Here is a 24974-nt window from a genome sequence, read left to right as displayed (position 1 = left end):
AGTTCCCCCCTCAAGCACTTTTCTGGAAGGCCGGCTGCCTGGCAAAGAGCTGGCGAAAGACCGGATAGATGTCGGCTGCGTTGGCGATACGGCTCATCTGGAAATTCGGCCATCTCTGGTTGACAACGCTGTAGGCGCGCCAGAGCGAGGTTCCATTGTCGGTGCTGCCGAAAATATGGCTCTCGCGTTCGTCAATGATCTCGACATAGGCGAAATACTGGCACAGGCGCATGATCTGGCCGTCCATGAGACCGATGCAGCGCTCGGAATCGGTTACGAAATTGTCGCCGTCCGATGCCTGGGCGGCATAGATGTTCCACTCGTTGGAGGGATAGCGTTGCGCGATGATGCGATGCATCTCCTCGAGTGCCGTGGAAACGACCGTACCGCCGCTTTGGGTATTGTAGAAGAAGGTCTCCTCGTCCACCTCCTGCGCCTCGTGCGTATGGCGGATGAAGACGATTTCGGTGCGGTCGTAGCGCCGTTTCAGGAAGAGGTGCAACAGCACGAAGAAGCGCTTGGCCAGATCCTTCTCGCGTTCGCCCATCGAGCCGGATACGTCCATGAGACAGAACATGACCGCATTGGCATTCGGCACAGGCTGGGCGTCGAAACGGTTGAAGCGGATGTCGACGGGGTCGACATAGGCGATCCGCTTGCGGCGGCGCTCAAGTCGCTCAAGCTCTTCCCGCAACGCTGTAATGCGCTGGTGTGCCGCCGCGCCCTGGGGCTCTGCCTCCAGGATTGCGAGTTCCTTCTCAATCGCATCAAGTTCCTCGCGCCTAGGACGCCTGAGCGCAATCCGGCGACCATGGCTGTGTCGCATCGTGCGCCCGACATTGATATTGGTCGGGGAACCGGTCGCGGCGAATCCGGCCCGGCGCGGCTTAAAGGCAAGTATCTCCTTGAGGTTGAGCTTGACCATGTCGGGAAGTTCGAGATCCTCGAAAAAGAGGTCGAGCACCTCTTCGCGCGAGAGCACGAAACGAAAATCGTCTTCCGAGACCGTTTTCCCCGGAGACGAGCCGCCGCCGCCTTGGCCGGGCTTGGGAACCCGGTCGCCTGGAGCGAAATGCTTGTTGCCCGGCAGGATGTGCTGCCGCCTGCCGCTGTCCTTCGCATCGCTGAAGCTCGGCTCTGCTGTGCCCCTCGCCGGCATCGAGACGGTGTGCTCGCTATCGACATCGGCGATCTTGCCGATACGGATCCGATCCCGGATGCTTCGCTTCAGCTCTTCGCGCGCACGCTTCAGGAAGCGCTGGCGGTTGCCGAGGCTCTTGTCCTTCGGGTTCAGTCGGCGATCGACAAAGATCGGCATGAAACCATCCCGGCCGGACTCAGCCCGCCTTGTTCACCCGCATGTACCAGTCCACCAGCCGGCGGACCTGACGTTCGGTGTAACCGCGTCCGACCATCCGATGCACGAACTCGGTATGCCGCTTCTCCGTTACGCTGTCCTGCTTGGAGCCGAAGCTGATCACCGGGAGCAGATCCTCGACTTGGCCGAACATCCGCTTCTCGATGACTTCGCGCAGCTTTTCATAGCTTGTCCATGACGGGTTGCGGCCATGGTTCCTCGCCCGGGCGCGCAACGTGAACTTCACGACCTCGTTGCGGAAGTCCTTGGGATTGGCAATGCCGGCCGGCTTTTCGACTTGCGACAGTTCGTTGTCCAGCACCCCGCGGTTGAGGATCTGGCCTGTATCGGGGTCTTTGTAGTCCTGATCCTCGATCCAGGCATCGGCGTAGGCGATGTAGCGGTCGAACAGGTTCTGGCCGTATTCGCTGTAGGATTCCAGATAGGCCTTCTGAATCTCATGGCCGATGAACTCGGCATAACGCGTCGCCAGTTCCGACTTTATGAAGTCGAGATAGGCGGCTTCCGTTTCCTTCGGGAACTGCTCGCGCTTGATAGCCTCCTCCAGAATGTACATCAGATGCACAGGATCGGCGGCCACTTCCTTGGTGTCGTAGTTGAATGTCTGCGACAGGATCTTGAAAGCGAAGCGTGTGCTGACGCCGGTCATGCCCTCGTCGACTCCGGCGGCATCGCGGTATTCCTGAACCGACTTCGCCTTGGGATCTATGTCCTTGAGGTTCTCGCCGTCATAAACGCGCATCTTCGTGTAAAGCGGCGAATTGTCGTGCTCGGCCAGACGGGTCGAGACGGTGAACCGGCTGAGAATGTCCAGCACCTCCGGTGCACAGGGACTGGAAGCCAACTCGCTTTCGCGCAGCAGCTTTTCGTAGATCTGCCTTTCTTCGGTGACCTGCAGGCAGTACGGCACCTTGACCACCAGGATACGGTCGAGGAACGCCTCGTTGTTCTTGTTGTTCTTGAACTGCAGCCATTCCGACTCGTTGGAATGGGCTACGACGATGCCCTGATAAGGGAAAGATCCGAAGTTTTCCGTACCGTTGTAGCTGCCTTCCTGGGTAGCGGTCAGCAACGGATGGAGGACCTTGATCGGCGCCTTGAACATCTCGACAAACTCAAGCAACCCTTGCGTGGTTCGGTTCAGGCCGCCGCTGTAGGAATAGGCGTCCGGATCGGATTGGCTGAAATGCTCGAGCTGTCTTATATCGACCTTGCCGACCAGGGCCGAAACGTCCTGGTTGTTCTCATCGCCCGGCTCGGTCTTGGCGATGCCGATCTGGCGCAGCCGCGAAGGCATCAGCTTCACGACGCTGAACTTGGAGATGTCGCCGGACAGTTCATCGAGGCGCTTGGCCGCCCACGGCGAGATCAGGCCGTTCAGCCGGCGCCGCGCGATGCCGTATTTGTCCTCCAAAAGGTCGCCCATGCGGTCAGGATTGAAAAGCCCGAGCGGCGATTCGAAAACCGGGCTGATCTGGCCGCCCACCTTCAGCGTATAGATCGGACGCTGCTCCATCAGCTTCTTCAGCCGTTCGGCGAGCGAGGACTTACCGCCGCCGACAGGGCCAAGCAGGTAGAGGATCTGCTTGCGTTCCTCGAGCCCTTGAGAGGCATAGCGGAAATAGCCGGCTATGCGCTCGATCGTGTCCTCCATGCCATAAAACTCGGAGAAGGTGGGATAAATCTTGATTGTCCTGTTGGCGAAAATGCGGCCGAGCCGCTCATCCATGCTGGTGTCGACCAGGGTGGGCTCGCCGATCGCCTCGACCATCCGTTCGGGCGCCGAGGCATACATCGATTTATCCTCGCGGCAGGCAAGGAGATATTGCTGGATGCTTATCTCCTCCTGCGCCACATTCGTATAAATCTCCGAAAACAGATCGAAGACGTCGGACTGGTTCTCGCGCATGGTATCCTCGCCCCGGCCGGTCTGGTTGCTGTCGCCCTTCATTCAACTATCGGAAAGCCTTTGTGGTTCCCTATCATCACGTAGTGCGTCTGCGACCGGATGTTAGGGGTCGAGACAGATATAGTGAACGCCTGAAAGCCAGCCAGCGAATGGCTCGCACAATGGAACGTTTCCGAGGGATGTCCATTCTTCCATCAGCGCGTGCCGAGTGCAACAGCCCGCTGTGAACAAGCTGTTTTTCTGGAGGAAAACCATGCCGCCTGCGCTCAGCAGTTGAATTGGCGGCGCACGGGTGATTCGGTGAAGAGAGCTACACTGCGGTGCCCAACCCTGCACCAGGAGCAACGGTTTCGCTCCTTCTCGGTAACGAGGGAAAGGAGATGTTCCATGTTCGAGAACAGTATGTGGTTGATCGTCGTTGCTGGCGGCCCGCTGCTGCTGGCAATCCTGATCGCCTACGCACTCCTCACGTGGCGCCATCGGGGGCCTGCAGAGCGCAGAGAAAGCGATCGGGCCACTGAGCGACTGTATCGCGAGGGGAAAGACCGGCCGGGCGGAGGCAGCTGAGAACCGTATCGGCAGCCGGACTTTTGTCTTGCTGCCGCTAATGCATGTCGCGCAAAAGTGTCCAGCGGTTTTGCGACAACGACATGCATGAAAAAAACAACCTAAAGCGCGTCGCATGAGGCCGGTCGAACGCGACGCGCTTTAGACTCCAACACTTTCAGGCCAAAGCGCCCGGATCTGCTTCGGCAACGCGTCCCGCACCTTGGCCGACTGGCCGAGGTCGACATGCCTGGCGAGTACCTTGAACACGGATCTCGTCGCATCCTCGGGATTCACGGGTCGAGTGGATTTCATCTCCTCGGCCACCCGCTGCAGGAATTCCTCCAATGAACGGCTGGTGGCCGGCAGATCACGCGGCCTATACCGATCATAGTAGGCTCCGCGCACGAGAAGCGGCAGTTCCGCTCCCAAATTGGCAGCCAGTTCGATCTGCAGCCAATCCCGCAAGGTGCGTAAAACGGCTCCCAGCATATGCCAGGCAACGCGCCTATCGGGCCCGTGGTCGGCCATGATCTCGTCCAGCCAGATGTTTGTCGTCTGCAGGGTTTTGTCAAAAACTTCCAGGCCGGTTGCGCTCATCGTCGCCTCCTTTGGCATGGGCGATCCCAACACCCGCCCCCAACATTCCCCCCAACACTCGCTATGACGGGCAAACGGGGATCGAGCGCAATTGTTTCGTCACGCGTTGAAAAATTGCCCAAAGAGCAGGGGCGAATGATGCGCGCGGCCTGATCGGCCCGGATCTTTCGCATCTCGGTTCCCGCGTTACCGTCGGAGCCGGCATCCTGCCCAACACCGAAGACGCCGTCGCCCGCTTCATCGCCCGGCCCGACCTTATCAAGCCCAGCTCCAGGATGCCGGCCTTCGACATGTTGCCGCCCGACGACATTCACGCCATAGCCGCCTGGCTGAGAGGCCTGCAATGAGCGCTGCGATCAAGGAGCGTTCGCGGGAGGAATACAAGGCGCAGGAAGATCGGCTGCGCGCCGTCTGGGCCAATCCGGCCGGCTGGCGCTACTGGACCTCGGTGAACAATTTCCAGATCGGCCTCTGGTACGGCTCGGCCGCCTTCGCTTTCATGCTGTTCGCCGGCGCGCTCGCGCTGCTGATGCGACTGCAGCTCGCCGTGCCCGACAACGACTTCCTGTCGGCCGACTTCTTCAACCAGGCGTTCACCCTGCATGGCACGGTGATGATGTTCCTGTTCGCGGTGCCGATCTTCGAGGCGGTCGCGATCTTCCTGCTGCCGCCGATGCTGGGCGCGCGCGAGATGCCGTTCCCGCGCCTCGGGGCGTTCAGTTTTTGGAGCTTTCTCCTCGGCGGTATCTTCGTCTGCGGCTCGATCTTCTTCAATGCGGCGCCGTCGGCAGGCTGGTTCATGTATCCGCCGCTCGCCACCGACACGCAGTTCTCCGGCATCGGCGCCGATATCTGGCTGCTCGGCCTTTCCCTCATAGAAGTCGCCTCGATCGCGGCCGCCGTCGAACTCATCGTCGGCATCATGAAATGCCGCGCGCCGGGCATGCGCATCAACCTGATGCCGCTCTTCGCCTGGTACCTGCTGATCGTTGCTGGAATGATCCTGTTCGCCTTCCCGCCGCTGATCGCCGGCGACCTCCTGTTCGAGATGGAACGGATGTTCGAATGGCCGTTCTTCGACGCTGCGCGCGGCGGCGACCCGCTGCTGTGGCAGCATCTGTTCTGGATCTTCGGCCATCCGGAAGTCTACATCATCTTCCTGCCGGCGATCGCGCTGGTGGCGATGATCATGCCGACTTTTTCCCAGCGTCCGATCGTCGGTTATTCCTGGATCGTGCTCGCGGCAGTGGGGACGGGGTTCCTCTCCTTCGGCCTGTGGGTGCACCATATGTTTGCGACAGGCCTGCCGCAGATCTCGCTGGCCTTCTTCTCGGCGGCCTCGGAGGCGGTGGCGATCCCGACGGGCGTGCAGATCTTCGTCTTCATCGCCACCATGCTGGCCGGCCGGGTGATCTTCTCGACACCGATGCTGTTCGGCACCGGAGGATTGGCCATCTTCGTCATCGGTGGCCTGACGGGCGTCATGGTGGCGCTCGCACCCCTCGACTGGCAGGTGCACGACACGTATTTTGTCGTCGCGCACCTCCATTATGTGCTGATCGGAGGCATGCTTTTTCCGGTCGCGGCCGGGCTCTATTACTACTATCCGCTGATCGACGCGAAGAAGCTCTCCGACCGTCTCGGGCGGCTCGCCTTCTGGCTGATGTTCTGCGGCTTCAACATCGCCTTCTTCCCGATGCATCTGAGCGGGCTGCGCGGCATGCCCCGGCGCGTCTTCACCTATCCGGCCGAAATCGGCTTGGACTGGCTGAACCTGATCTCGACGGCCGGAGCCTTCATCTTCGCCGCCGGCGTGCTGGTGGTCGTCTTCGACGTGCTCAGGCCGAAGCACAGGGAGCCGCGCGGCGAATTCAACCCATGGAACGCCGGCACGCTGGAATGGATCTCCGAGCCGGAGGGGAACTGGGGCGTCCGCTCGATACCCATCGTGCGCAGCCGCTACCCCCTCTGGGACCAGAAGGACCTTGCGCGGAAGGTCAATGGCGGCCGCTATTACCTGCCCGACGCGGAAGAGGGATGGCGCGAAGGCCTGGTCACCTCCGTGCTCGACGCCGAGCCCATCCAGGTGCTGCGCGTCGGCGGCACGTCCCATGTCACCATCGTCTCGGCCCTTTCGCTCGGGGCGGCCTTCATCGCGCTTACCTTCCACTGGTGGATCGCGACGGCGCTGGCCGCAATCACCTGCTTTTGCGCCGTTATCTACTGGCTCTGGACGGGCACCGGAGAAATCCCCGAGAAGCCGGAAAAGGATGTCGGCCTGGGCCTCAGCCTGCCGCTTTATGCCTCCGGCCCCGATTCGGTCGGCTGGTGGGCGATGTTCATCACCATGGTGGGCGACGGCACGGCCTTCGCCAGCCTCGTCTTCGGCTATTTCTTCTACTGGACGATCCATATCGACTTCACCGCGGGGATTGCCGGGCCTGATGCGATCTGGTCGCTGCTGGAATCCTGTTCGCTGCAGCGTGGGGCCTGATGGTGGCGGCCCGCATGCTCAACAGGCGCGGCGCCACGGCCGCTATGCGCAGCTTGCTGGCGCTGTCCCTGCTGACGAACGTTGCCGCGTCCGCCACAGGCTTGGCCGCGCCGTGGTCTCCCGGCATGGACCCGACACGCCACGTCTATCCCGCAATCGTGTGGATCCTCGTGATCTGGGTACTCGCCCATGCGGCGCTCGGCACGGTCATGCAGGCCTATTGCCTGGCCCGCTCGCTGGCCGGCCGACTGACGCCGAGGCATGACATGGATCTAAGCAATGTGGTGCTCTACTGGCATTTCCTGCTAATTACCGCCGTCATCACCTTCGCCACTATTGGCCTCTTTCCGGCAGCGATGTGAGGCGGCGATGCGGCTCATTCCGAGAGAGATCGAAACGCTCTGGACGCTGTTTACCGCGCCCGTGGTGTGGGTTGCGCATTTCCTCGTCTGCTACATAGGCGCGGCGATCTATTGCGCTAAGCCCGAGCTTGTCGGGCTGAGTTTCAGCGCTGTGCGCGCGGGCATCGCCGCCGCCACTGTGATCGCCCTTTCACTCATCGCGCTGTCCGCATGGCTCGCTTGGCGGCAATGGGGCTTCGGCACCGACGATCCGCCGCATGACGATCCGACGAGGCGGGACCGGACCCTGTTCCAGGGTTTTGCGACGCTGCTGCTCTCGGGTCTCAGCCTCATCGCCGTGATCTTCACCGCGATGCCCGCGTTGTTCCTGACGGAGTGTATCCGGTGAGACGCGCATGCCTCATCCTCGGTCTCTTTGTCCTTGCCCTGGTCTGGCTCGGACCGCTGCTCGACGCCTGGCAGGATTCGTTTTCGGCGCACATGCTGGCGCATATGGGAGTGGTGGCGATCGCTGCGCCGCTGATGGCGATTGGGATCCCGCTCTGCCCGACACCAGATGCAAGCCGGGCGTTCACCCTCGCCCTTCCCGCCTCCCTCGTCGAACTCATCGTCGTCTGGTCCTGGCACGCGCCGGCCTTGCGGACGCTGGCGGAAAGCTCGCTGTTTGCGACCGCCATCGAGCAGGCCACGTTCCTCGCCGCCGGGCTGTTCTTGTGGCTGGCCTGCCTGCCGCGCCGCGACTCGGATACCGCAGGCAATGCCGCCGGCGCTTTCGCCCTGCTTCTCACGTCCATCCATATGACCTTGCTTGGCGCGCTGCTCGCGCTGACCCCGAGGCCGCTTTATGGGACGGGCGAGGTAAGCTGCGTCGGCGTCGCCCTTTCCGCCCAGCAGGATCAGGAGCTTGGCGGCGTAATCATGCTTCTGCTCGGCGCCGCGGTCTACCTGACCGGCGGCGTGACGCTTTTCGCGCGCATGCTCGCCACCCCGCCGCGGAAGGCGGTCTGATGCATATCAGCTGGAAGAAGCTCGCCATCGCGCTTGCCATTCTGCCCTTTGTCGTGGTGCTGGCGGCCTGGATCGGCTTTTTCAATGTCGGTGCCTCAAGCGGCCATTGGAAGATCACGGAATGGTTTCTCCATTTCGCCATGCGATCGGCTGTGCGCACCTATGCCCTGGCGGTCGATGTTCCCGCGGCTTTGCCGCGCCATGCGGTCCAGCCGGCCGCCGGGCATTTCGCGCGCGGCTGCGCCATCTGTCACGGTGCGCCGGGCGAACCGCGATCTCCTGTCGTCATGAGGATGCTGCCGCAGCCGCCTGACCTTGCCGGGACCGTCGGCGAATGGTCCGACGCGGAGCTTTTCCGCATCGTCAAGCACGGCGTGCGCTTTACCGGCATGCCGGCTTGGCCGACGCAGGAACGCGACGACGAGGTCTGGGCGATGGTCGCCTTCCTACGCGAACTGCCGTCGATGGACGAAGTCATCTATCGTGATCTCGCCTATGGAGAAAGGCTTGCGCCTCCTGCAGGCGCTGCCGGAGCCCTAAGGCAGGCGCTCGCGGATTGCGCCCGCTGCCACGGTGCGGACGGGCTCGGGCGTGCTCCCGCGATACCCGTTCTCGCCGGGCAGAGCGAGGCCTATCTCCTAGAAAGCCTGCGTGCCTATGCCGAGGGAGGCCGGGCAAGCGGCTTGATGAGCCTGCCCGCCATTGCGGCCGGGCCTCAGTTCTGGCCGGACCTGGCCAAGCATTTCGCCGCCCTGCCGACGATACACCCCGGCGGCGGGGGCGATCCAGCACTTGTCCGGCACGGCAGGGAGATAGCCGAGAGGGGTGTCAAGGAGGCCGGCGTGCCTGCCTGTCTCGGCTGTCACGGGAGACACGACCGCAGCCCGCTCTATCCCTCCATTGCCGGCCAGCCGGAGCGCTATATCGAGGCGCAGCTTGGGCTGTTCAGGGCGGGAAAGCGTGGCGGAACGCGCTTCGGCCATCTCATGGCCAATGCCGCGAAGGGCCTGACAGACGACGACGTCCGTGCGCTTGCGGCCTACTTCTCCCTATCGGCCACTCCGTCCGCAACCGGAACGCGATAAGCGCGTTTGCGTTCATTCGACCTTCCGGGGTGCTGGTGAAAAACTTGCTTACCGCCCTTCTCGTGCTGATCATTCTTCTTGTCGTCGCCGGCGGGGCCGTCTTCTTCCTGTCCCGCGAAGAGGCGACAGTTCCGATCGCGGAGACCTATGGCCCCAGCCCGACCCTGCCGGAGCCCAATCCGACCTGGCTGCCGACCGTCCATGTGGCCAAGGCCACGCCGTGGCCGCAGGGCACGAAGCCGACGGCGGCCCAGGGATTTGCGGTCAACGAGTTTGCCGGCGGGCTCGACCATCCGCGCTGGCTGTACGTGCTGCCAAACGGCGACGTGCTGGTGGCCGAGAGCAATGCGCCGCCCAAGCCGGACGAGGGCTTCAGCATACGCCGCTTCTTCATAGATTTCTTCCAGAGTCAGGCCGGCGCGGGAACGCATAGCGCCAATCGCATTTCGCTGCTGCGCGATCAGGATGGCGACGGGGTGGCTGAAACCAAAACCGCCTTTCTCACAGGGCTGTTCTCGCCATTCGGCATGACCCTGCTCAACGGCAAGCTCTATGTCGCCAACGCCAATGGAATTGTGGCCTTTCCCTACCAGGAGGGCGCGACCGAGATCACCGCACCGGCGGAGAAGATCGTCGACCTGCCTGCGGGGAGGAACCACCACTGGACCAAGGACGTGACCGCCTCGCAAGACGGGACAAAGCTCTATGCGACGGTCGGATCCAATTCCAATGTCGGCGAGAATGGCTTGGAGGAAGAGGAGAACCGCGCCACCGTGCTGGAAATCGATCTCGCCTCGAAAGAGACGCGTCTCTTCGCCTCCGGGCTGCGCAATCCGAACGGCCTGTCCTGGAATCCGGAAAGCGGCGAGCTGTGGGTCGCCGTCAATGAGCGTGACGAGATCGGCAGCGATCTCGTGCCGGACTACATGACTTCGGTGCGGGATGGCGGCTTCTACGGCTGGCCCTACAGCTATTTTGGCCAGCATGTCGACGATCGCGTCGAGCCGCAGCGGCCCGACCTCGTCGCCGAGGCGATCAAGCCGGACTATGCGCTCGGGGCGCACACGGCTTCATTGGGACTGGCCTTCAACACGGGCGACCTGTTCGGTCCTCAATACAGGAATGGCGCCTTCGTCGGGCAGCATGGCTCGTGGAACCGCAAGCCGCACAGCGGCTACAAGGTGATTTTCGTACCGTTTACCGGCGGCAGGCCCTCCGGTCCGCCTCAAAACATCCTCACCGGCTTCCTCAGCGAGTACAACAAGGCTTTTGGCCGTCCTGTGGGGGTAGCGATAGACCGGAGCGGCGCCCTGCTGGTGGCGGATGACGTCGGCAACAAGGTCTGGCGGGTTGTTCCATCTCAGACACAATCGACACTTTGAGCGGTTGGTGCTGCCGGCGACCCGATGAGGAAGCGATAAGACACCGCTTGCCATTGCCTGTCGGACACGGTGTTCCGGCGCCGATCAAGCCGAAATCAAGATGTCGGCACCGGTCCGCGCCCGCGTACGTGCCGGACCCTCTGACGCATACGATCGGCAAGAGAAGCGATCGAGCCTTGCGCCGTGCGCGTCCCAAGAACGGATTGCAGGACAACGCCCTGCGTTGCGAATTTGTGCTTGAACGACTCTGCGCCGCACAGGAAATCGACCGTGCCCAAGCCGTGATCGATCGACCATTGTATGTAGTCCATCATCAGGATCATGCCGGGCGATGCCTGGCTGAAGTCCGGATCGAAAGTGGTCACGAAGGCCATCATGGTGTGGTGCTGGACGAAGTTGATGGAGACCGCGACCATCGCGCCATCGCATTCAAGTACGAAAATATGCAGCACGCCGGCGCGCGCCAGCGCCTCGACGAGTGCGGCGAGTACTGGCGCTCCGTCTTCAAAAAGTTGGGATTCACGCTTGCGCTCCGCCAGCCATCTGCGCTTCAGGGCAGAGAGCCGGTCCAGTACCGGCTGCAGTGGCTCGTCTGGCGCAAGCAGGCGAAATTTTATTTCCCCGGCTTCTTCCAACGTCTTGACGCCGCGCCGATAGTTCTGCCGTGTCTTTTTCGACTGCTCCGCGAACCACGCGGCTCCGCTCTGCCACTGTCCAGCCACGCGATAACTGACTTCCTCTCTGTGATTGGGGCGAAGCCTGATCCCGCCGGAGGTATCCGGAGTGAAAATTTTGCGAACCGCCGCACCCGGCAAGAGATGATTGAGAAAGGCAATATCGAAGCCACCGGCGTCACAGATCTGGGCCCATACGTCCTGCAGGGCCGATAACGAGCATTCCGGAGCAACGAGGATATCCCCGTAATCGGTATAGCTGCTGGCCGCCCATTCGAGAAACCGCAGCCCTTTGCGCTTGCCGATCGTCAGGGGAACGACGGCAACCAGCCTGTCACCGTTCCAGACCAGGCCGATCCGCAGTGCGCGCTGGTCACGGTCCGCCACGGTACTCCACCATGCCGAAATCCAGGCATGACTCTGAAAGATCAGCCCGTCGGTGCGATGCCAAAGATGCATCCAATCGGCTTCGATCGCAGCCAGGCGATCCGCCGAACGGACAACTTCCAGGCGCTCTGCGCTCGAAGCGTCAATCGAAACAATGGTGTTCATGAAGGGGAACGATCCTGTGGCTGAGCGATGACATCGGGACGCCTCGGGAACAGTCGGACGACATGCCCTCCCATCTTCTTGAGCGGCAGGATGTAAAGCCCAAAGAGCGACTGATAGTCGCGCACATCGCGATCTATCAGGCCAAATTTGAGGTCTTCATCCGGATCCGGGACAAACTGCGTCCCGAAGAGGCGATCCCAGAACGAAAACAGCAGGCCAAAATTCTTGTCGTAGTGGCGAGGGTCGATGCTGTGGTGCACCTGGTGCCAGTGCGGACACAAAATGATGTTGTTCAGCGGGCCGAAGGAAATCTTGAAATGGGTATGGCGAACAAAGTCCATCATCAGGATGTTGCGGATGACATAGACGTTGATGCCGAAGATAGCGATCTCTACTGGATCGAGCGCGATCAGGCTCCAGATGCCGAAGCAGATCCCCGGGATGACGCCATCCCAGATACGGTTCATCAGATCGTCCAGCGGATGAACCCGATCCTTGGTGATTCCCACCATCACCTCGGCCGAATGATGCACTTTGTGCAATTCCCACAGGAACGGGAAGCGGTGCTGGGCGACATGGTAGAGATAGTACGAAATATCATAGGCGATCAGCATGGTTGCGGTGAAGATGACGATCGTCACCGGTCCGGCCGGGCCGTCGATGAGCGGCGCCTGGATATCAAAGAGCCAGCCGATTGCCTGGTGTGTCCCATAGCCCACGGCGGCAACGAAAGTGACGCCGGCAGGGATGAGCAGGAGAGGCATTATCGCCCGTTTGGTGACCCAAAATAGAACATCCGCTCGCGCCGACGGGTGCAGGATGACTTCCGCCGGGAAAGCGAAATCGAAAAAGTCCCTTAGGGATCGATGCTCGACAGTTCGCCAGTAAGCGATCACCGCGCTCCCCAGTGCCGTGGACAAAAGCAGGCCGAGCGTCAGCAGATTGACGTTCGAAAGCTTTTCCACAATCACTCTGGCGAATTCAGAAAACATCGGTGCAGTGGCTCCTGGGCCGTAAGATGGCGATCCGGCGAACTGCACAGCAAGAAACTTGCCAAATCCACTGCATGTTGCCTGCAACCAGATGGCTATTGCGGCTGCTACGAGCAGCTAGCAGGTCAACCGTAACAAAACGCTAAATGTCCGAGCGCAAATAATAATCACACCGGATGGCCTACTCCGCTGCGGCGGTGGTCACGATCTTTGCGGCGGGGGGATTGCCGCGAGGTGGATTTCAATCCCGTCTTCGCCCACTTCGCCGCGCCAGGCGATGCGTTCGGCTGGCTGCCTGGCGCCAAAACGCGGTGAAGCCCAGCCGCCCTGCCCCGGTGCGTCGCCGCCGGCGCGGATGTCGACCGCAGCGTCTGGAAAGCGAATGGCCATCAGCGGCTCATCGCCGCGCAGCACCATAACCGTGTTTGCGTCCCGGTTGGCGCCGAGGCCGGCTGCGAGTTGAAAGACGACTTCGGCCACGCGCCTGCCGCCGAGCAGTTGGTCGGTCACGACGATTCCGTCGGCCTGGTGCATCACGGTGCGCTGATGCACGACGCCGAAGCGGCTTCTATACCCGTCATGCCTGGCGCGTAGCTTCCACTGCGTTCCCGGCTCGCTCTCCACCAATGCCGCAACCGCCTTGTGCGACCAGTTGAACTCCCCGGCAATGATGCTTTGGCTTTTGCCCTCGATATTCAGTGTGTTGTGCGCCGGTGTCGAGCGGAACCAGTCGCGCCAGACGCCCCCCGAACCGTAGAGCCAGGTGCCGGGGTCGACCAGCACCGGCTCGCCATCGATGCACAAGGTGAGCGACAGCGCGTCGGCATGGCCGTGAGCTGCTATCGAGAGATAGCCGAGCGGGCCGTGGTCGAAGGTCAGATCGATGCTGCGGCCATTCATTTCACCGCGCCAGACGGAGAGCCCGCCTTGCGTGAACGTTTGCAGCCCATGCGATACCGGTGCCGGTTCCGGCGGCGCGCCAAAGAAAAGAGCACGAAAATCGTCTGGCTCCGCCGCGTTGCCCGGCATCCGTAGAAAGCCGTGGATGGCGGCGGCGACGGATCGGACATAGTCCGGCTCGTCCCCGAGCGTCAGCACGCGACCTTCATCGTTGTCGCCAAAGCCGGCGGCTGGTGGGAGCCAGGCGACGAAATTGGCAAATGCGGCCAGACGCGCTTCGACGGGCGAGGGAAACAGCGTTCCGGCTTGGCGTGCCGCAGTGGCGCACAGCAAGATGAGTTCGGCGGTGAAGGCCGCATATGTCGGGGTCTGCTCGGCACCGGCGCCATCGGCGAGAATCTGCTTGCGCGCCTCAGCCAGGAGGGCCCCGCGTGCAGCGTCGGGTGCGGTCCCCAACGCCAGGCCGACCAAATACTCGCCAGCCAGTTCTGCGACGAGATGGTTGTTGGCGGAGGAAAATCGAGAAGGGAACCGTGGCAGCCAATAGGCGCTTGCCGCCAGTATTTCACCCACTTGCTGCCGTGTCGCCGCGCCCAGTCGGTCGCCGACGAGGTCCATGGTGACAATCAGGCTGATGGCTCGCAGCGCTACTTCGATGCCGGAGGCCCAGCCAACCCCTCGAAACGGCGGATTGGCTGAATGCCAGCTGCCGATCGCCGCCTCTATGGCCATCCGGGACCGGTCGTCGCCGGCGAGAAGCAGGTGGGCGGCCAGTGGCGGCAGCTGCTGCAGCCGGCTGATCTCCCAAACGTATTTTACATCGCCGCGGCCGCCGCCATGACGAAAATCGATATCGAAAGTATGGGTCTCGGGGCCTGGCCAAAGCCTGCCGGTCACCGGATCAAGGCGCCAAAGCTCGGGAGGAAACAGCCGATCGCTGTCGCGCCGTGGCCATGTCCGCCCAAGTGCGGAAAACTGGCCCGCAAGCGTGTTTTGCGCCGCCGCCGCTATGGCTTGCCGTTGTGCCGGTATCGCAGCCAGCGCAGCATCGCGCAATCCATGCAGCACCGGGTGCAACTGGGGCGAAGCAAAGCGCTCCCAGCCATCGTCTTGACGGCGCGAAGCGATCCTTCGACGCTGCTCGCCCAGCCGGTGCAACACCTCAGCCGGCTCCATGCTGCGCAACCGGTTGATGTACCAGCCGATTCTCATACGCGCTCCGCCAAGGTTTCGATTCTTATATACCATGCTGTCGAAAAGCCGCGCGACGGCAATCCTCCTTTTCCGATCCTGCGGTTAATATCTCCGACCATGATACGGAGAGTGATGATGAGAAGGATGGCGTGTGTTGCAGCGTGGGTGCTCGGCATGGCGATCGCCGCCAACGCTGCGCCGATCCCGCTCCAGCGCGGCGTTGGCGTGCATGAATGGCTGAACTGGTCGTCGGTAGACGACGATGGATCCTACCGTTGGCCGCCCTATCGCAGCGAGGAGGAGTGGCGCGCTGGACACAGGCCGCTCGCCGATTGGCCCGGCGGCGACGCGTTTGCGCGCATTCGATCGATGGGCTTCGACTTCGTCCGGCTGAGCGTCGACCCCGGCCCTCTGCTTGCCAGCGAGGGCGCCAAACGGCAGCAGGCGTTGGACATACTTGCCGCCGCGGTCGAGCGGGTCACGTCGGCCGGCCTTAAGGTGGTTTTCGATCTGCACGGTGTCACCCAGGTTCCGACCTACAGCATGGAGATGATCTATGACGGAGCCGACAGCGAGGGCGTTGTCAGCTATCGCGAAATGGTTGTGGCGGTCGCCACCATGCTGGTCAAGGTTGGCACCGACAAGGTAGCCCTCGAGCCTTATAACGAGCCGGCATACTACCCCTGTGATTCGAGCGGGAGCGATGACTGGCAGCGGATAATGGCAGACACGGTTCGCGATATTCGCGTAGTCAGCAGCGAACTCACCATCGTCGCAACAGGCGCCTGTGGCGGCAGCATTGCCGGACTGGTCAATCTCACCCCGGGGTTTGACGATCCGAACCTCTACTACAGCTTCCACATGTATGAGCCGCACAGTTTCACCCACCAGCGGCCCGACGGGACAGGCGCCTTCGCCTCGGGCCTGCCCTGGCCGGCCGACAGCAGTACGCCCGAAAAGGTGACCGAAACCCTTAAGGCGCAGATGGACGCGGCCGGCTTGAGCCCAGTCGAGCAGGTGATGAACATGGTCGCGACGCGTGAAGCAATCGCCCGATATTTCGAGCACAATTGGGGCCTGAGCCAACTCGAAGCGAGCTTCCGTCAGGCGGTCGACTGGGCCGAGGCGCATGGCATTCCAAGCCGGCGGCTCTTCATGGGCGAATTCGGCGCCATCCTCATGTCGGCGGACGGCCGAATGGGCGCGTTCGACGCTGACCGTCTGCGTTATCTCACGGCGGTGCGCCAGCAGGCGGAACGCTTCGCGATACCATGGTCTGTCTGGGAATTCTCGAATCCCTATGGAATGACCGTCATCCGGCCCGAAGGGCCTGCGGTCCCGGACCAGGAGATGTTGCGGGCACTGGGCCTGCCATAGTTGCCATACCCTCTGCGGGTAGGCAGCCGGGCGGCAACGCCACCTGTCCCCGCCACATTGGATCGAGATCGGCTTGCCTTTGTTAAATAGCCGTCTAGCCAGCATTCTTGCTGGCTATCAATCAAGCAACGGAGCTACGGTCTGCGGCCGCAACCGTCGGTGGCACTTCAATAAGGCCGGCAGAGTCTGATTGAACCGATCAACCTCTGCCTTGAATCACCTTGGCGGCTTTTTCCTCGCGATCCGGTTTCGTCGGCAACCAAGTGTTTAATACATTCGTCGTAAATAGCGGCGCCAATACGCGCGCCCAGGGAAGAGATAATGTGTGGAATTGCCGGCTGGATCGGGCCGAGGGTCGAGAATCCACAAGATCGGGCCGCCGGAATGTCCAACGCATTGCGGCATCGTGGTCCCGATGCCGAAGGCACCGAGTTCTTGGACTTGAACACCGGCGAGAACCAATTGGCATTGGTGCATCGCCGCCTGGCGATTATTGACTTGAACGCCGATTCAAATCAGCCGATGCATATCGACGACGGCCGTCTCAGAATTATTTTCAACGGCGAAATATACAACTATATCGAGTTGCGCCAGGAACTGATCGGCCTCGGTCATCGTTTTCGAACGCGCTCCGATACCGAAGTGCTGCTCAGAGCTTATGATCAGTGGCACTTGTCCATGTTTGACCGATTGAGCGGCATGTTCGCTTTTGGGCTCTGGGATGCTCAGAGGCACGAATTGATCCTCGGCCGGGATCCCTTCGGCAAAAAGCCCCTTTACCTCATGCAAAGCGAAAAATTGCTGTCCTTCGCCTCGGAGATCAATGCGTTGCTGTCATCGCAGCCAAATGCGCAGCAGCTCGATCTGGACGCCGTGCACGAGTATCTGCGCTGGCGTTACGTGCCTGGACCACGCACGCTTTTTAAACAGATCCGCAAACTCAACCCCGGAAGCTATGCTGTTTGGTCGCAAGGGACAGTGACGGAAACGCGCTATTATACGCCTCCAGATCAAACGGATCTGACCGAAGAGATCGACGACGAAACCGCCAAGCGACGATTCCTGGAACTGCTCGACCATTCCGTCGAGATCAGAATGCGCAGCGATGCGCCCTTTGGCGCCTTTCTCTCCGGAGGCCTCGACTCGTCAGCAATCGTCGCCCTGATGACCAAGCACAGCGACAAGCCCATTCGTACATTTTCGGTCGGTTTCAGCGAGCCGGCTTATAGCGAACTCCCATTCGCCCGACGCGTCGCCGATCATTTCAAGACTGATCATTGCGAACTGGTCATTGAAGCGGACGACCTGATTGACCACCTGCCCAAGTTGATTCGCCATCTAGGGGCGCCCGTTTCACAAAGTTCGGATATTCCAATTTACCTGATGTCGGAGCGAGCCTCGCAGGACGTCAAGATGGTGCTCACAGGGGAAGGGGCAGATGAGATCCTCGGCGGGTATCCCAAACATCGCGCAGAGTCGCTGGCTGGAATCTACCGGTCGCTCGTTCCAGCCTTGCTCCACGACAACCTCCTCGCCCCTTTGATACGCGCCATGCCTGGCGCATCGGCCAAGTTCGATACATTTGCCCGAAGCGCGGGCGAAAGGGACTTTGCCACCCGGATGATCTCCTGGTTTGGAGCCATGACGGCGCGGCAACACGGTCGCCTCACCGGTGCGCCGGCCAATTGCCGCAATCAGCGTAACAACCTCCCGTTCTCCTCAAGCGCGAAGGCATCCCATCTTCGCCGGGCGCTGTTTTTCGATCAGACGTCCTGGTTGCCCGACAATCTCCTGGAACGAGGCGACCGCATGATGATGGCCGGTTCAATCGAAGGAAGAATGCCGTTCCTCGATCGCGATCTGGTTGCGTTCGTCAGCAAATTGCCCGATCGCTACAAGGTGGGTTGGCGGAAGGGTAAGCTGATCTTGCGCAACAGCATGGCCAACATGCTTCCTGAGGAAATTCTCAACCGCCGCAAGATCGGGTTCAAGGTGCCCGTCGCCGAATGGTTCCGCGGGTCGATGAGGAACTACGTGCACGACCATCTTTGCTCCTCTCATTCCGTCATTCGCAGCTATTTGAGCGCGAAATACCTTGATCAAATCGTCTCGGAGCACACCAAGGGCGCCGCAGACCACGAAAAGCTGATCTGGGCGCTGTTGAATTTGGAGATATTCCATCGCGAGTTCGAGCTTGGGGCGCCTCAGTGACGCCAATGGGATCGGTGTCGCGCTCGACCCGCAGCTGCGCGTCGCAATCTCAGCGTCCGAATTTACAGGACAGCGTCAGCGCTTGACCGATTGAGCCTTTAACGCGACCGACCTCCAGACGTCGCAGATCGCGCCGACAAATGGTGCGAGCTCAAGCCGTTCCCGATGCACGGCCATCGCGGCAGCACCAAGCCTGGCTCTCAATGCCGGATTCTCGACCAGCCGTGTCAGCGCCTCGGTCAACGCCGCAACATCGCCGGGCGGCACCAGCAACCCGGATTGCTCGTTGGTGATGATGTCCTCCACGGCGCCGACAGGCGTCGTCACTATCGCGAGGCCTGCGGCCATGCCTTCGATGACCGAGACGGGCAGGTTTTCGGCAAAGGAAGGCAGCACCAGAATGTCCGCCGAAGCGATCAGCGATGCGACGTCGTCGGGCCCGACCCAGCCAGGAAGGGTAACGCGCTCGGCAAGGCCCAGTTCGGCCGTTCTCATCCGTGCCGCCTCGACATCGCCATCGCCGGCGATCGTGGCGCGCCAACCCTCGATGGGTTTCATGCGGTGCAGCGCATCGATCAATTGCGGCACGCCCTTGCGGTCGCCGATGCGGCCAAGGAACAGGATATGGACATGGTCGCCGCCACCGACATGCGCCAAGGAGGGAACCGCCGTGGCGTTGGGAACAATGACAATTTTGCCGGCCGCCCCAGGTGCCCGGCTGGCGACGAAGTCGCGCCAAAGCCCGCCCAAGACGATCACCCGACCGGCGCGCTCGAACAGAGCTTCGATGCGGCGGCTCATGAAACTATGATCGCCTTTCCAGAATGTCTCATACTGCGCCCCGTGCAGATGCAGGACATAGGGTATCGACAGCAGCCGCGCGCAGGCGGCAATCACCATCTTGCGATAGGTGCTGCCGGAGACCGATATATTGATGTGGATGACATCGGCGCGCTTGGCCAAACGCGCTGCAAGCGTCCGCAAGCAGAAGTCAAACATGTAGAAGATCGAAAATCCGACATGCCCAGGGCCGCGGCTGGCAAGGAAGCGCACATCGATGTCGGCGATCTCCTGCCGCTCGAACTCCTGCTTCAGCGCCCCCATGATGCGGTCGATGCCTCCCTGCCCCGAAACGCCCGAAGGCGTCGCGACAAGCACATGGACTTTTCGATTGTGAACCAGACGCTGCAACATGAGCCCATTTCAGAACGACAAGGCAAAGGTTTCAAATAGGTCTACGACGAATCCGTTAGTTCAAACTGAATCTGTTCACCCTTTGCCGTCATCGCGCTGGATTTTCCGCCGGTCGACGGTTAATCGAAGATGAATTTCCCGGGGACAACCCTTTGCTGCTCCGCTCCACGCTCATCTATGCCCCGGCGATCCTGCTGACGCGGATTTCCGCGCTGCTCCTGCTGGTCATCGTGACGCGGTTGATCGATCAGACCGAGTATGGCCTGCTGACCCTGGTGGTGACCGTCGGCGAAATGACCGACATTGCCGTCACCAACTGGCTGCGCATCGCTTTGCTCAGGCTTGGCGGCAAAGGCGACGTCAGCCGCGGCAGCCTGATGCTGGCCGGGCGGGTGTTGCTTGCCAGCACCGCACTGGCGCTGATTATATCCGTGGTCGCCTCCGCAGTGATCGTGCCGGAGCGCTGGGTCGAGTTCGCGATCGCCGTCTGCAGCTACCTGATCGCCGGCTCCATCGGCCGCTTCGCGCTGACGGTGCTGCAGATGCAGCAGCGTCATTCGGTCTATTCTATGCTCGAGTTCCTGCGCGCCGTGCTGCAACTCGCGCTGCCGATCGGCGCCATCGTCATGTTTCAAGACTCCTTTCTGACGGTATCGCTCGGCTCGAGCCTCGGCGTTTTAATCGCCGGTATCGTGGCGGGCCTAATGGCATCCCGACGCGTCGTTGCCGGTCCGCCACGTTTCACCCAAAAGGAGTTCTTCGTCCTCGGTGCGCCCCTGGTCATCATGGCGCTGGTAGGCTTCGGCCTGCACAGCGCCGAGCGTGTGTTCCTCAAGATCTACTACGATGCCGGCGCAGTGGCGATCTTCGCGGCCGCCTACGCACTGGCCCGCCAGCCCATCGATATGGTCGCCAACTCCATCAACATGGGCGCCTTTCCCGAGGTGGTCAGCCGGTTCGACGACGACGGGCCCGCGGCGTCGGGCCGGCTGCTGTCGCAATTGATGGCCTTGATGATCCGCCTTTGCCTGCCGGTTGCGGCAATGCTGGTCGCACTCAGCAGCGATATCACGCAGCTCCTGCTGCCCTCCGAATATCACGGTCGTTTCGGCCTGCTCTTTCCGATCATCGCCTTCAGCGTGCTGTGTGCCAATCTCGCGAGCTTCGTCTATGGCACCGTGGTGCATGCGCACAAGCGTCCGTGGCTGCTGATCATCGCCAATTCCTTCGGCTCGGTGGCGACAATCGCACTGTCCGTACTGTTGATCCCTCCAATGGCGGAGGTCGGCGCTGCTTTAGCGCTGGCGGGCGGATCGCTGGCAGGCCTTTTAGCCTGCATCATCATCAGCGAACGGCTCACGCCGGTGCCGGTGCCATGGCGCGACATCGGCGTTTCGGTCGCCATCTCGCTCAGCACGGGGCTGGCCGCCAGCCTTGCCAGCGCTCTGCTCGGTGATATGCCGGCCATCTTCTCGCTCGTCGCCGGCGGCACCGCTGGCGCAGTGGTTTTCTTCGGGCTGACCTGGCTGTTCTACCCTGCCGCCGCGATGCAATTCATAGCCAAGCTGAGGGCGCGGCTACGGCTCGCATAGACCGCGATGGCATTTTGAATTTGCCGTTCGGACCGATGCTGTAGCCCCAGGCCGGCCGCCCGTTTGTTGGGGTTATCGCTCCTTAAAGATCGACCTTTCGGCTTCCCCGACGGTCCCTTAGCTCCCGGCACAGCAGCGCTGCGTAGGCAGTGTTGGTGTCATAGTAGCGGCGCCACAAGCGTCGCGGCTCCTGTGCCACGCGAAACAACCACTCCAGACCGGCCGCCTGAACCACTTTTGGCGCCCGGGCAACCTTGCCGCCATAGACGTCGAAACTGCCGCCCACGCCCATGACGAAACTCGGGGTGAGTTCGTCACGATAGCGCTTGAGAAAGCGCTCCTTGCGCGGCGTCGGCATCGCCACCAGCAGGCAGTCGGCGCCCGAGGCGTTGATCGCCTCGACGATGCCGGCCTCGTCTTCCGGTTTGAAATAGCCATTGCGCATGCCGGCGACGACGAGGCCCGGATGATCCCTGGCAAGTCTCATTCTAACGGCATCGAGAACGGATTGTTCGGCGCCCAGGAGGAAGGGCCTGAAGCCACGATTCGCGCAGAGGCTCAACAGATTGATCATGATGTCGACACCCGCTACCCGCTCCGGCAGCGCGACACCGCAAAGACGCGCGCCCCAAAGCACGCCGATGCCGTCGACGTTAATCACATCCGCCGTCGCAACATCTTCCCGCAGCTCGGTATTGTTGCGCATGTTCACAAGCTTGGCGACATTCACCACCACATGATGCAGCGGCCGCCGCAGGGTCATCGCCTCATCGGCGATGGCCAGCGTCTCGGCCATGGTCAGTGCATGGATCGGCGCGCCAAGGAATTCCCGGCGCCGTGACGCCAACACGCGATGCTGCGCCCATGCCGGGTCGTGCGCGTTCATGCGGCCTCCTCTGCACTTGCAGGAAGCGCCAGGTGTTCGAGCGCTGATTTCCTGCCTTCGATGCGGGCGTCGGGCTTGCGTGCCTTGCGCCAGGTCCACAAACCCCTTGTGTCGATGAGCTTCTTGTCCTTGAGCGCTTCGGGATCAACCAGATTGAACTGCCGATGGTCGACCAGCAGGACGACGATATCGCACCGGTCGATAGCGGAAAGCGCATCGGTGAAGACGATGCCCTTGCCCTCGAGCTCATGCGGCAGCCTGTGTGCGTTTGGTTCGGCCGCAATGATCTTCAGGTTGGGAATATCTGACAAAAGCTTCACCACCTCGACGGCCGGGCTCTCGCGCATATCGTCGATATTGGGTTTGAAGCTGAGGCCAAGGCAAGCGATCGTCTGCTTGCGGGAAGGGTCGAGCAAGGCTTCTATGTCCCTGACCACCGACAAGGGACGCTCGGAATTGATCCGGCGTGCCGAAGCCATCAGCCGTGTGCTGTTAGGCGCGGCGTCGATGATAAAATATGGGTCGACCGCAATGCAGTGGCCGCCGACGCCCGGGCTCGGCTGGAGGATGTTCACGCGGGGATGCCGGTTAGCCAGATCGATCACCTCCCAGACGTTGAGCGACAGATCCTGGCACACTGCCGCAAGTTCGTTGGCAAAGGCGATATTGACGTCGCGGAACGCGTTCTCGGTCAGCTTCACCAGTTCCGCGCTTTCGGCCCGGGTCGTGAACAGGTCGCCGGCAACAAAGGTTGAATAGAGTGCCGCGGTGCGTTCCGACGACTTGCGCGACAGTCCGCCGATCGAGCGATCGTTGTTGATCAGCTCGGTAAGGACCTTTCCCGGCAACACGCGCTCGGGCGAATAGGCGACCAGGACATCGGCCTGTTCGCCATGCACCAGAGGAAATTTGAGATCGGGCCGCAACTCGGCAAGCAGCCCCGTCATGATGCGCGTCGTGCCGACCGGCGATGTCGATTCCAGCACCACAAGGTCTCCCCGCTTCAGCACCGAGGCGATGCTTCGTGCCGCCGCGAGCACATAGCTCACGTCAGGCTTGTGGTCCTCGGTCATCGGGGTCGGCACTGCGATGATAAAGGCGTCCGCCGGCTGCGGCGTACTGAAAGCCCTAAGCTTGCCGTTGGCTACAACCTTCTGGATCAAACCATCGAGGTCCGGCTCGACGATGTGGATTTCGCCGCGATTGACCTTCTCGACCACCGCTTCGTTGACGTCGACACCTATGACGTCGAGCCCGCGACTGGCGAAGATGGCACAGGTCGGCAGGCCGATATAGCCCATGCCGATAACGGAAACGGTCTTGATCTCAGCCATGATGCAGCAGTTCCTCAACGATCCGGTTACCGGCCCGGCCATCGCCATACGGGTTGTGTCGTTCCGCCATGCCGCGATAGGCCGCCTGATCGTCGAGCAGGCTGTTGGCATTCAACAGGATTTTTTGGATATCGGTGCCGACGAGACGGGCGGTGCCCGCCGCGATTCCCTCGGGCCGCTCGGTATTCTCGCGCATCACCAGCACCGGCTTGCCAAGCGAAGGCGCCTCTTCCTGCACGCCGCCGCTGTCGGTCAGCACCAGATAGCTCTGCTTCTGCAGGTACAGGAACGGCAGATAATCCTGCGGGTCGACGAGATGGATGTTCGACACGCCGCCCAGTTCTGCGTTTACCACCGAACGCACATTGGGGTTGGGATGGACCGGATAGACGATCTGCACGTCCTCGCGCATCGCCAACCCCTTCAGTGCCGTACAGATACGATGGATACCGCCGTCGAAATTCTCACGGCGATGTCCGGTGACGAGGATCATTTTCTTGGCGGGATCGAGGAACGGGAAGCGGGCGGCGAGTTTTGCCCTCATCAGCTTGTCGGCGTCGATTGCGCCGGAAAAATGCAACAGCGTGTCGATCACCGTATTGCCGGTCACGAAGATGGTGCTCGCAGCCTTTCCTTCGGCGATGAGATTGTCGCGCGCCTGGATGGTCGGCGCGAAATGCCAGCTCGCGATGTCGCCGGCAATCTTGCGGTTCAGTTCTTCCGGAAAGGGAGAGTTGATGTCGTGGCTGCGTAAACCTGCCTCGATATGGGCGACCGGGATGCGCTTGTAGAAGGCAGCCAGAGCCGCAGTCATCGCCGTGGTCGTGTCGCCTTGCACGAGGACGATATCGGGCTTCGCCTTCTCCAGCACTTCGGCCATGCCCAGCAGCACGCGCGAGGTCACGTCGAACAATGTCTGGCCGGGCTGCATGACGTTGAGATCGTGATGCACCGGCAGGCCGGTCAACTCGATGACCTGGTCGACCATCTCGCGATGCTGGCCGGTGATGCATGTCTCGGTAATAAAACCCGGATGGGCAAGTGCGGCACGCACCACCGGAAAGCATTTGAGCGCCTCCGGCCTCGTGCCGAACACGATCAGCAGTTTTTGCCTGGATGGCAGTTTCGGATGTGAAAGGACGTTCATTGCTGATCCTGGTCGCTGGAAGGCGTCGCGACCTGCTGATTATTCGCTACAAGAGCTATAATAGCGGCAGAAGCCGCCCTCGTGACCTTAAATCTTAATATATGATTAACAGCCAAGCCCGCGTTCTCCCCAGTAACTCTTATGAAAGCCTAAGCCG

At 61.4% G+C, this 24974-nt stretch carries 18 protein-coding genes and 1 pseudogene; 9 read left to right on the top strand and 10 right to left on the bottom strand.

Features of this window, described 5'->3' with window-relative positions; genetic code table 11:
• Positions 1-10: 10 nt before the first annotated feature.
• Positions 11-1318 carry a YeaH/YhbH family protein gene (locus tag AC0L3I_RS10885; RefSeq protein ID WP_473526881.1) on the bottom strand — a complete coding sequence of 436 codons (1308 nt, stop codon included), beginning with the start codon at positions 1316-1318 and terminating at the stop codon, positions 11-13.
• Between the two features lie 19 nt (positions 1319-1337).
• A complete protein-coding gene (locus AC0L3I_RS10880) occupies positions 1338-3287 on the bottom strand; it encodes a PrkA family serine protein kinase (RefSeq protein WP_123148505.1) in 1950 nt (649 codons plus the stop codon).
• A 387-nt stretch (positions 3288-3674) separates the two neighbouring features.
• On the opposite strand from AC0L3I_RS10880, the gene AC0L3I_RS10875 reads away from it, so the two are divergent.
• A complete protein-coding gene (locus AC0L3I_RS10875) occupies positions 3675-3854 on the top strand; it encodes a hypothetical protein (RefSeq protein ID WP_123148195.1) in 180 nt (59 codons plus the stop codon).
• A 141-nt stretch (positions 3855-3995) separates the two neighbouring features.
• Here AC0L3I_RS10875 and AC0L3I_RS10870 read toward each other — a convergent pair whose 3' ends face one another.
• Positions 3996-4433 (bottom strand): DUF2267 domain-containing protein, encoded by a 438-nt coding sequence (locus AC0L3I_RS10870; RefSeq protein ID WP_473485549.1) that lies wholly within the window; start codon positions 4431-4433, stop codon positions 3996-3998.
• A 343-nt stretch (positions 4434-4776) separates the two neighbouring features.
• Here AC0L3I_RS10870 and ctaD point away from each other — a divergent pair.
• From ctaD to AC0L3I_RS10845, 5 genes and pseudogenes are all read left to right on the top strand, one after another.
• Positions 4777-7289 (top strand): annotated as a pseudogene (gene ctaD, locus AC0L3I_RS10865) (cytochrome c oxidase subunit I).
• A gap of 7 nt (positions 7290-7296) precedes the next feature.
• Positions 7297-7677: a hypothetical protein gene (locus tag AC0L3I_RS10860; protein WP_473526880.1), complete on the top strand. Its 381-nt coding sequence runs from the start codon at positions 7297-7299 to the stop codon at positions 7675-7677.
• Entirely contained in the window at positions 7674-8297 is a 624-nt protein-coding gene (locus tag AC0L3I_RS10855) for a cytochrome c oxidase assembly protein (RefSeq protein ID WP_473526879.1), read from the top strand. The genes AC0L3I_RS10860 and AC0L3I_RS10855 overlap by 4 nt, the downstream gene beginning before the upstream one ends.
• A complete protein-coding gene (locus AC0L3I_RS10850; RefSeq protein ID WP_473526878.1) occupies positions 8297-9382 on the top strand; it encodes a c-type cytochrome in 1086 nt (361 codons plus the stop codon). The genes AC0L3I_RS10855 and AC0L3I_RS10850 overlap by 1 nt, the downstream gene beginning before the upstream one ends.
• A gap of 35 nt (positions 9383-9417) precedes the next feature.
• Entirely contained in the window at positions 9418-10764 is a 1347-nt protein-coding gene (locus AC0L3I_RS10845; protein WP_473526877.1) for a PQQ-dependent sugar dehydrogenase, read from the top strand.
• Positions 10765-10859: 95 nt separating this feature from the next.
• Here the strand turns inward: AC0L3I_RS10845 and AC0L3I_RS10840 are convergent, their stop codons facing one another.
• From AC0L3I_RS10840 to AC0L3I_RS10830, 3 genes are all read right to left on the bottom strand, one after another.
• Positions 10860-11990, bottom strand: a complete 1131-nt coding sequence (locus AC0L3I_RS10840) for a GNAT family N-acetyltransferase (RefSeq protein WP_473526876.1) — start codon at positions 11988-11990, stop codon at positions 10860-10862.
• Positions 11987-12982: a sterol desaturase family protein gene (locus tag AC0L3I_RS10835; protein WP_473526875.1), complete on the bottom strand. Its 996-nt coding sequence runs from the start codon at positions 12980-12982 to the stop codon at positions 11987-11989. The genes AC0L3I_RS10840 and AC0L3I_RS10835 overlap by 4 nt, the downstream gene beginning before the upstream one ends.
• Positions 12983-13183: 201 nt before the next feature.
• Positions 13184-15094 (bottom strand): heparinase II/III family protein, encoded by a 1911-nt coding sequence (locus AC0L3I_RS10830; protein WP_473526874.1) that lies wholly within the window; start codon positions 15092-15094, stop codon positions 13184-13186.
• Positions 15095-15211: 117 nt separating this feature from the next.
• Between AC0L3I_RS10830 and AC0L3I_RS10825 the strand changes: the two genes are divergently transcribed.
• Positions 15212-16453, top strand: coding sequence for a glycoside hydrolase family 5 protein (locus tag AC0L3I_RS10825; protein WP_473526873.1), 1242 nt, complete (start codon positions 15212-15214; stop codon positions 16451-16453).
• A 321-nt stretch (positions 16454-16774) separates the two neighbouring features.
• On the top strand, positions 16775-18664 hold the full coding sequence (asnB, locus tag AC0L3I_RS10820) for an asparagine synthase (glutamine-hydrolyzing) (RefSeq protein WP_123148204.1): 1890 nt from the start codon (positions 16775-16777) through the stop codon (positions 18662-18664).
• A 75-nt stretch (positions 18665-18739) separates the two neighbouring features.
• On the opposite strand, the gene AC0L3I_RS10815 is transcribed toward asnB, so the two are convergent.
• Positions 18740-19858 carry a glycosyltransferase family 4 protein gene (locus AC0L3I_RS10815; protein ID WP_473526872.1) on the bottom strand — a complete coding sequence of 373 codons (1119 nt, stop codon included), beginning with the start codon at positions 19856-19858 and terminating at the stop codon, positions 18740-18742.
• Between the two features lie 152 nt (positions 19859-20010).
• Here AC0L3I_RS10815 and AC0L3I_RS10810 point away from each other — a divergent pair, with 152 nt between their 5' ends.
• The gene (locus tag AC0L3I_RS10810; RefSeq protein WP_473526871.1) at positions 20011-21450 is read left to right on the top strand and encodes a lipopolysaccharide biosynthesis protein; all 1440 of its coding nucleotides are present in this window, start codon (positions 20011-20013) and stop codon (positions 21448-21450) included.
• Positions 21451-21532: 82 nt separating this feature from the next.
• Here AC0L3I_RS10810 and AC0L3I_RS10805 read toward each other — a convergent pair whose 3' ends face one another.
• From AC0L3I_RS10805 to wecB, 3 genes are read right to left on the bottom strand one after another with little or no spacing between them, the layout of a single operon-like run.
• Positions 21533-22336 carry a WecB/TagA/CpsF family glycosyltransferase gene (locus tag AC0L3I_RS10805; RefSeq protein WP_473526870.1) on the bottom strand — a complete coding sequence of 268 codons (804 nt, stop codon included), beginning with the start codon at positions 22334-22336 and terminating at the stop codon, positions 21533-21535.
• The gene (gene wecC / locus AC0L3I_RS10800) at positions 22333-23670 is read right to left on the bottom strand and encodes a UDP-N-acetyl-D-mannosamine dehydrogenase (protein ID WP_473526869.1); all 1338 of its coding nucleotides are present in this window, start codon (positions 23668-23670) and stop codon (positions 22333-22335) included. Before wecC ends, AC0L3I_RS10805 begins: the two co-directional genes overlap by 4 nt.
• Complete coding sequence (wecB, locus tag AC0L3I_RS10795; RefSeq protein WP_473526868.1) at positions 23663-24817, bottom strand: non-hydrolyzing UDP-N-acetylglucosamine 2-epimerase; 1155 nt, start codon at positions 24815-24817, stop codon at positions 23663-23665. The genes wecC and wecB overlap by 8 nt, the downstream gene beginning before the upstream one ends.
• Positions 24818-24974 lie beyond the last annotated feature (157 nt).

Source organism: Mesorhizobium sp. WSM4840, assembly GCF_055811755.1.
The sequence above is the reverse complement of the archived record's forward strand: the minus strand, read 5'-3'. Positions and strand labels throughout refer to the sequence as shown.

Bases quoted from the DNA above. Each gene is read 5' to 3' on its own strand.
- AC0L3I_RS10805 (WP_473526870.1), bottom strand. From the start codon at position 22,336: ATGAACGCGCACGACCCGGCATGGGCGCAGCATCGCGTGTTGGCGTCA.
- AC0L3I_RS10860 (WP_473526880.1), top strand. From the start codon at position 7,297: ATGCGGCTCATTCCGAGAGAGATCGAAACGCTCTGGACGCTGTTTACC.
- AC0L3I_RS10840 (WP_473526876.1), bottom strand. From the start codon at position 11,990: ATGAACACCATTGTTTCGATTGACGCTTCGAGCGCAGAGCGCCTGGAA.
- AC0L3I_RS10830 (WP_473526874.1), bottom strand. From the start codon at position 15,094: ATGAGAATCGGCTGGTACATCAACCGGTTGCGCAGCATGGAGCCGGCT.
- asnB (WP_123148204.1), top strand. From the start codon at position 16,775: ATGTGTGGAATTGCCGGCTGGATCGGGCCGAGGGTCGAGAATCCACAA.
- AC0L3I_RS10870 (WP_473485549.1), bottom strand. From the start codon at position 4,433: ATGAGCGCAACCGGCCTGGAAGTTTTTGACAAAACCCTGCAGACGACA.
- AC0L3I_RS10825 (WP_473526873.1), top strand. From the start codon at position 15,212: ATGAGAAGGATGGCGTGTGTTGCAGCGTGGGTGCTCGGCATGGCGATC.
- AC0L3I_RS10880 (WP_123148505.1), bottom strand. From the start codon at position 3,287: ATGCGCGAGAACCAGTCCGACGTCTTCGATCTGTTTTCGGAGATTTAT.
- AC0L3I_RS10835 (WP_473526875.1), bottom strand. From the start codon at position 12,982: ATGTTTTCTGAATTCGCCAGAGTGATTGTGGAAAAGCTTTCGAACGTC.
- AC0L3I_RS10885 (WP_473526881.1), bottom strand. From the start codon at position 1,318: ATGCCGATCTTTGTCGATCGCCGACTGAACCCGAAGGACAAGAGCCTC.
- AC0L3I_RS10815 (WP_473526872.1), bottom strand. From the start codon at position 19,858: ATGTTGCAGCGTCTGGTTCACAATCGAAAAGTCCATGTGCTTGTCGCG.
- AC0L3I_RS10850 (WP_473526878.1), top strand. From the start codon at position 8,297: ATGCATATCAGCTGGAAGAAGCTCGCCATCGCGCTTGCCATTCTGCCC.
- wecC (WP_473526869.1), bottom strand. From the start codon at position 23,670: ATGGCTGAGATCAAGACCGTTTCCGTTATCGGCATGGGCTATATCGGC.
- wecB (WP_473526868.1), bottom strand. From the start codon at position 24,817: ATGAACGTCCTTTCACATCCGAAACTGCCATCCAGGCAAAAACTGCTG.
- AC0L3I_RS10875 (WP_123148195.1), top strand. From the start codon at position 3,675: ATGTTCGAGAACAGTATGTGGTTGATCGTCGTTGCTGGCGGCCCGCTG.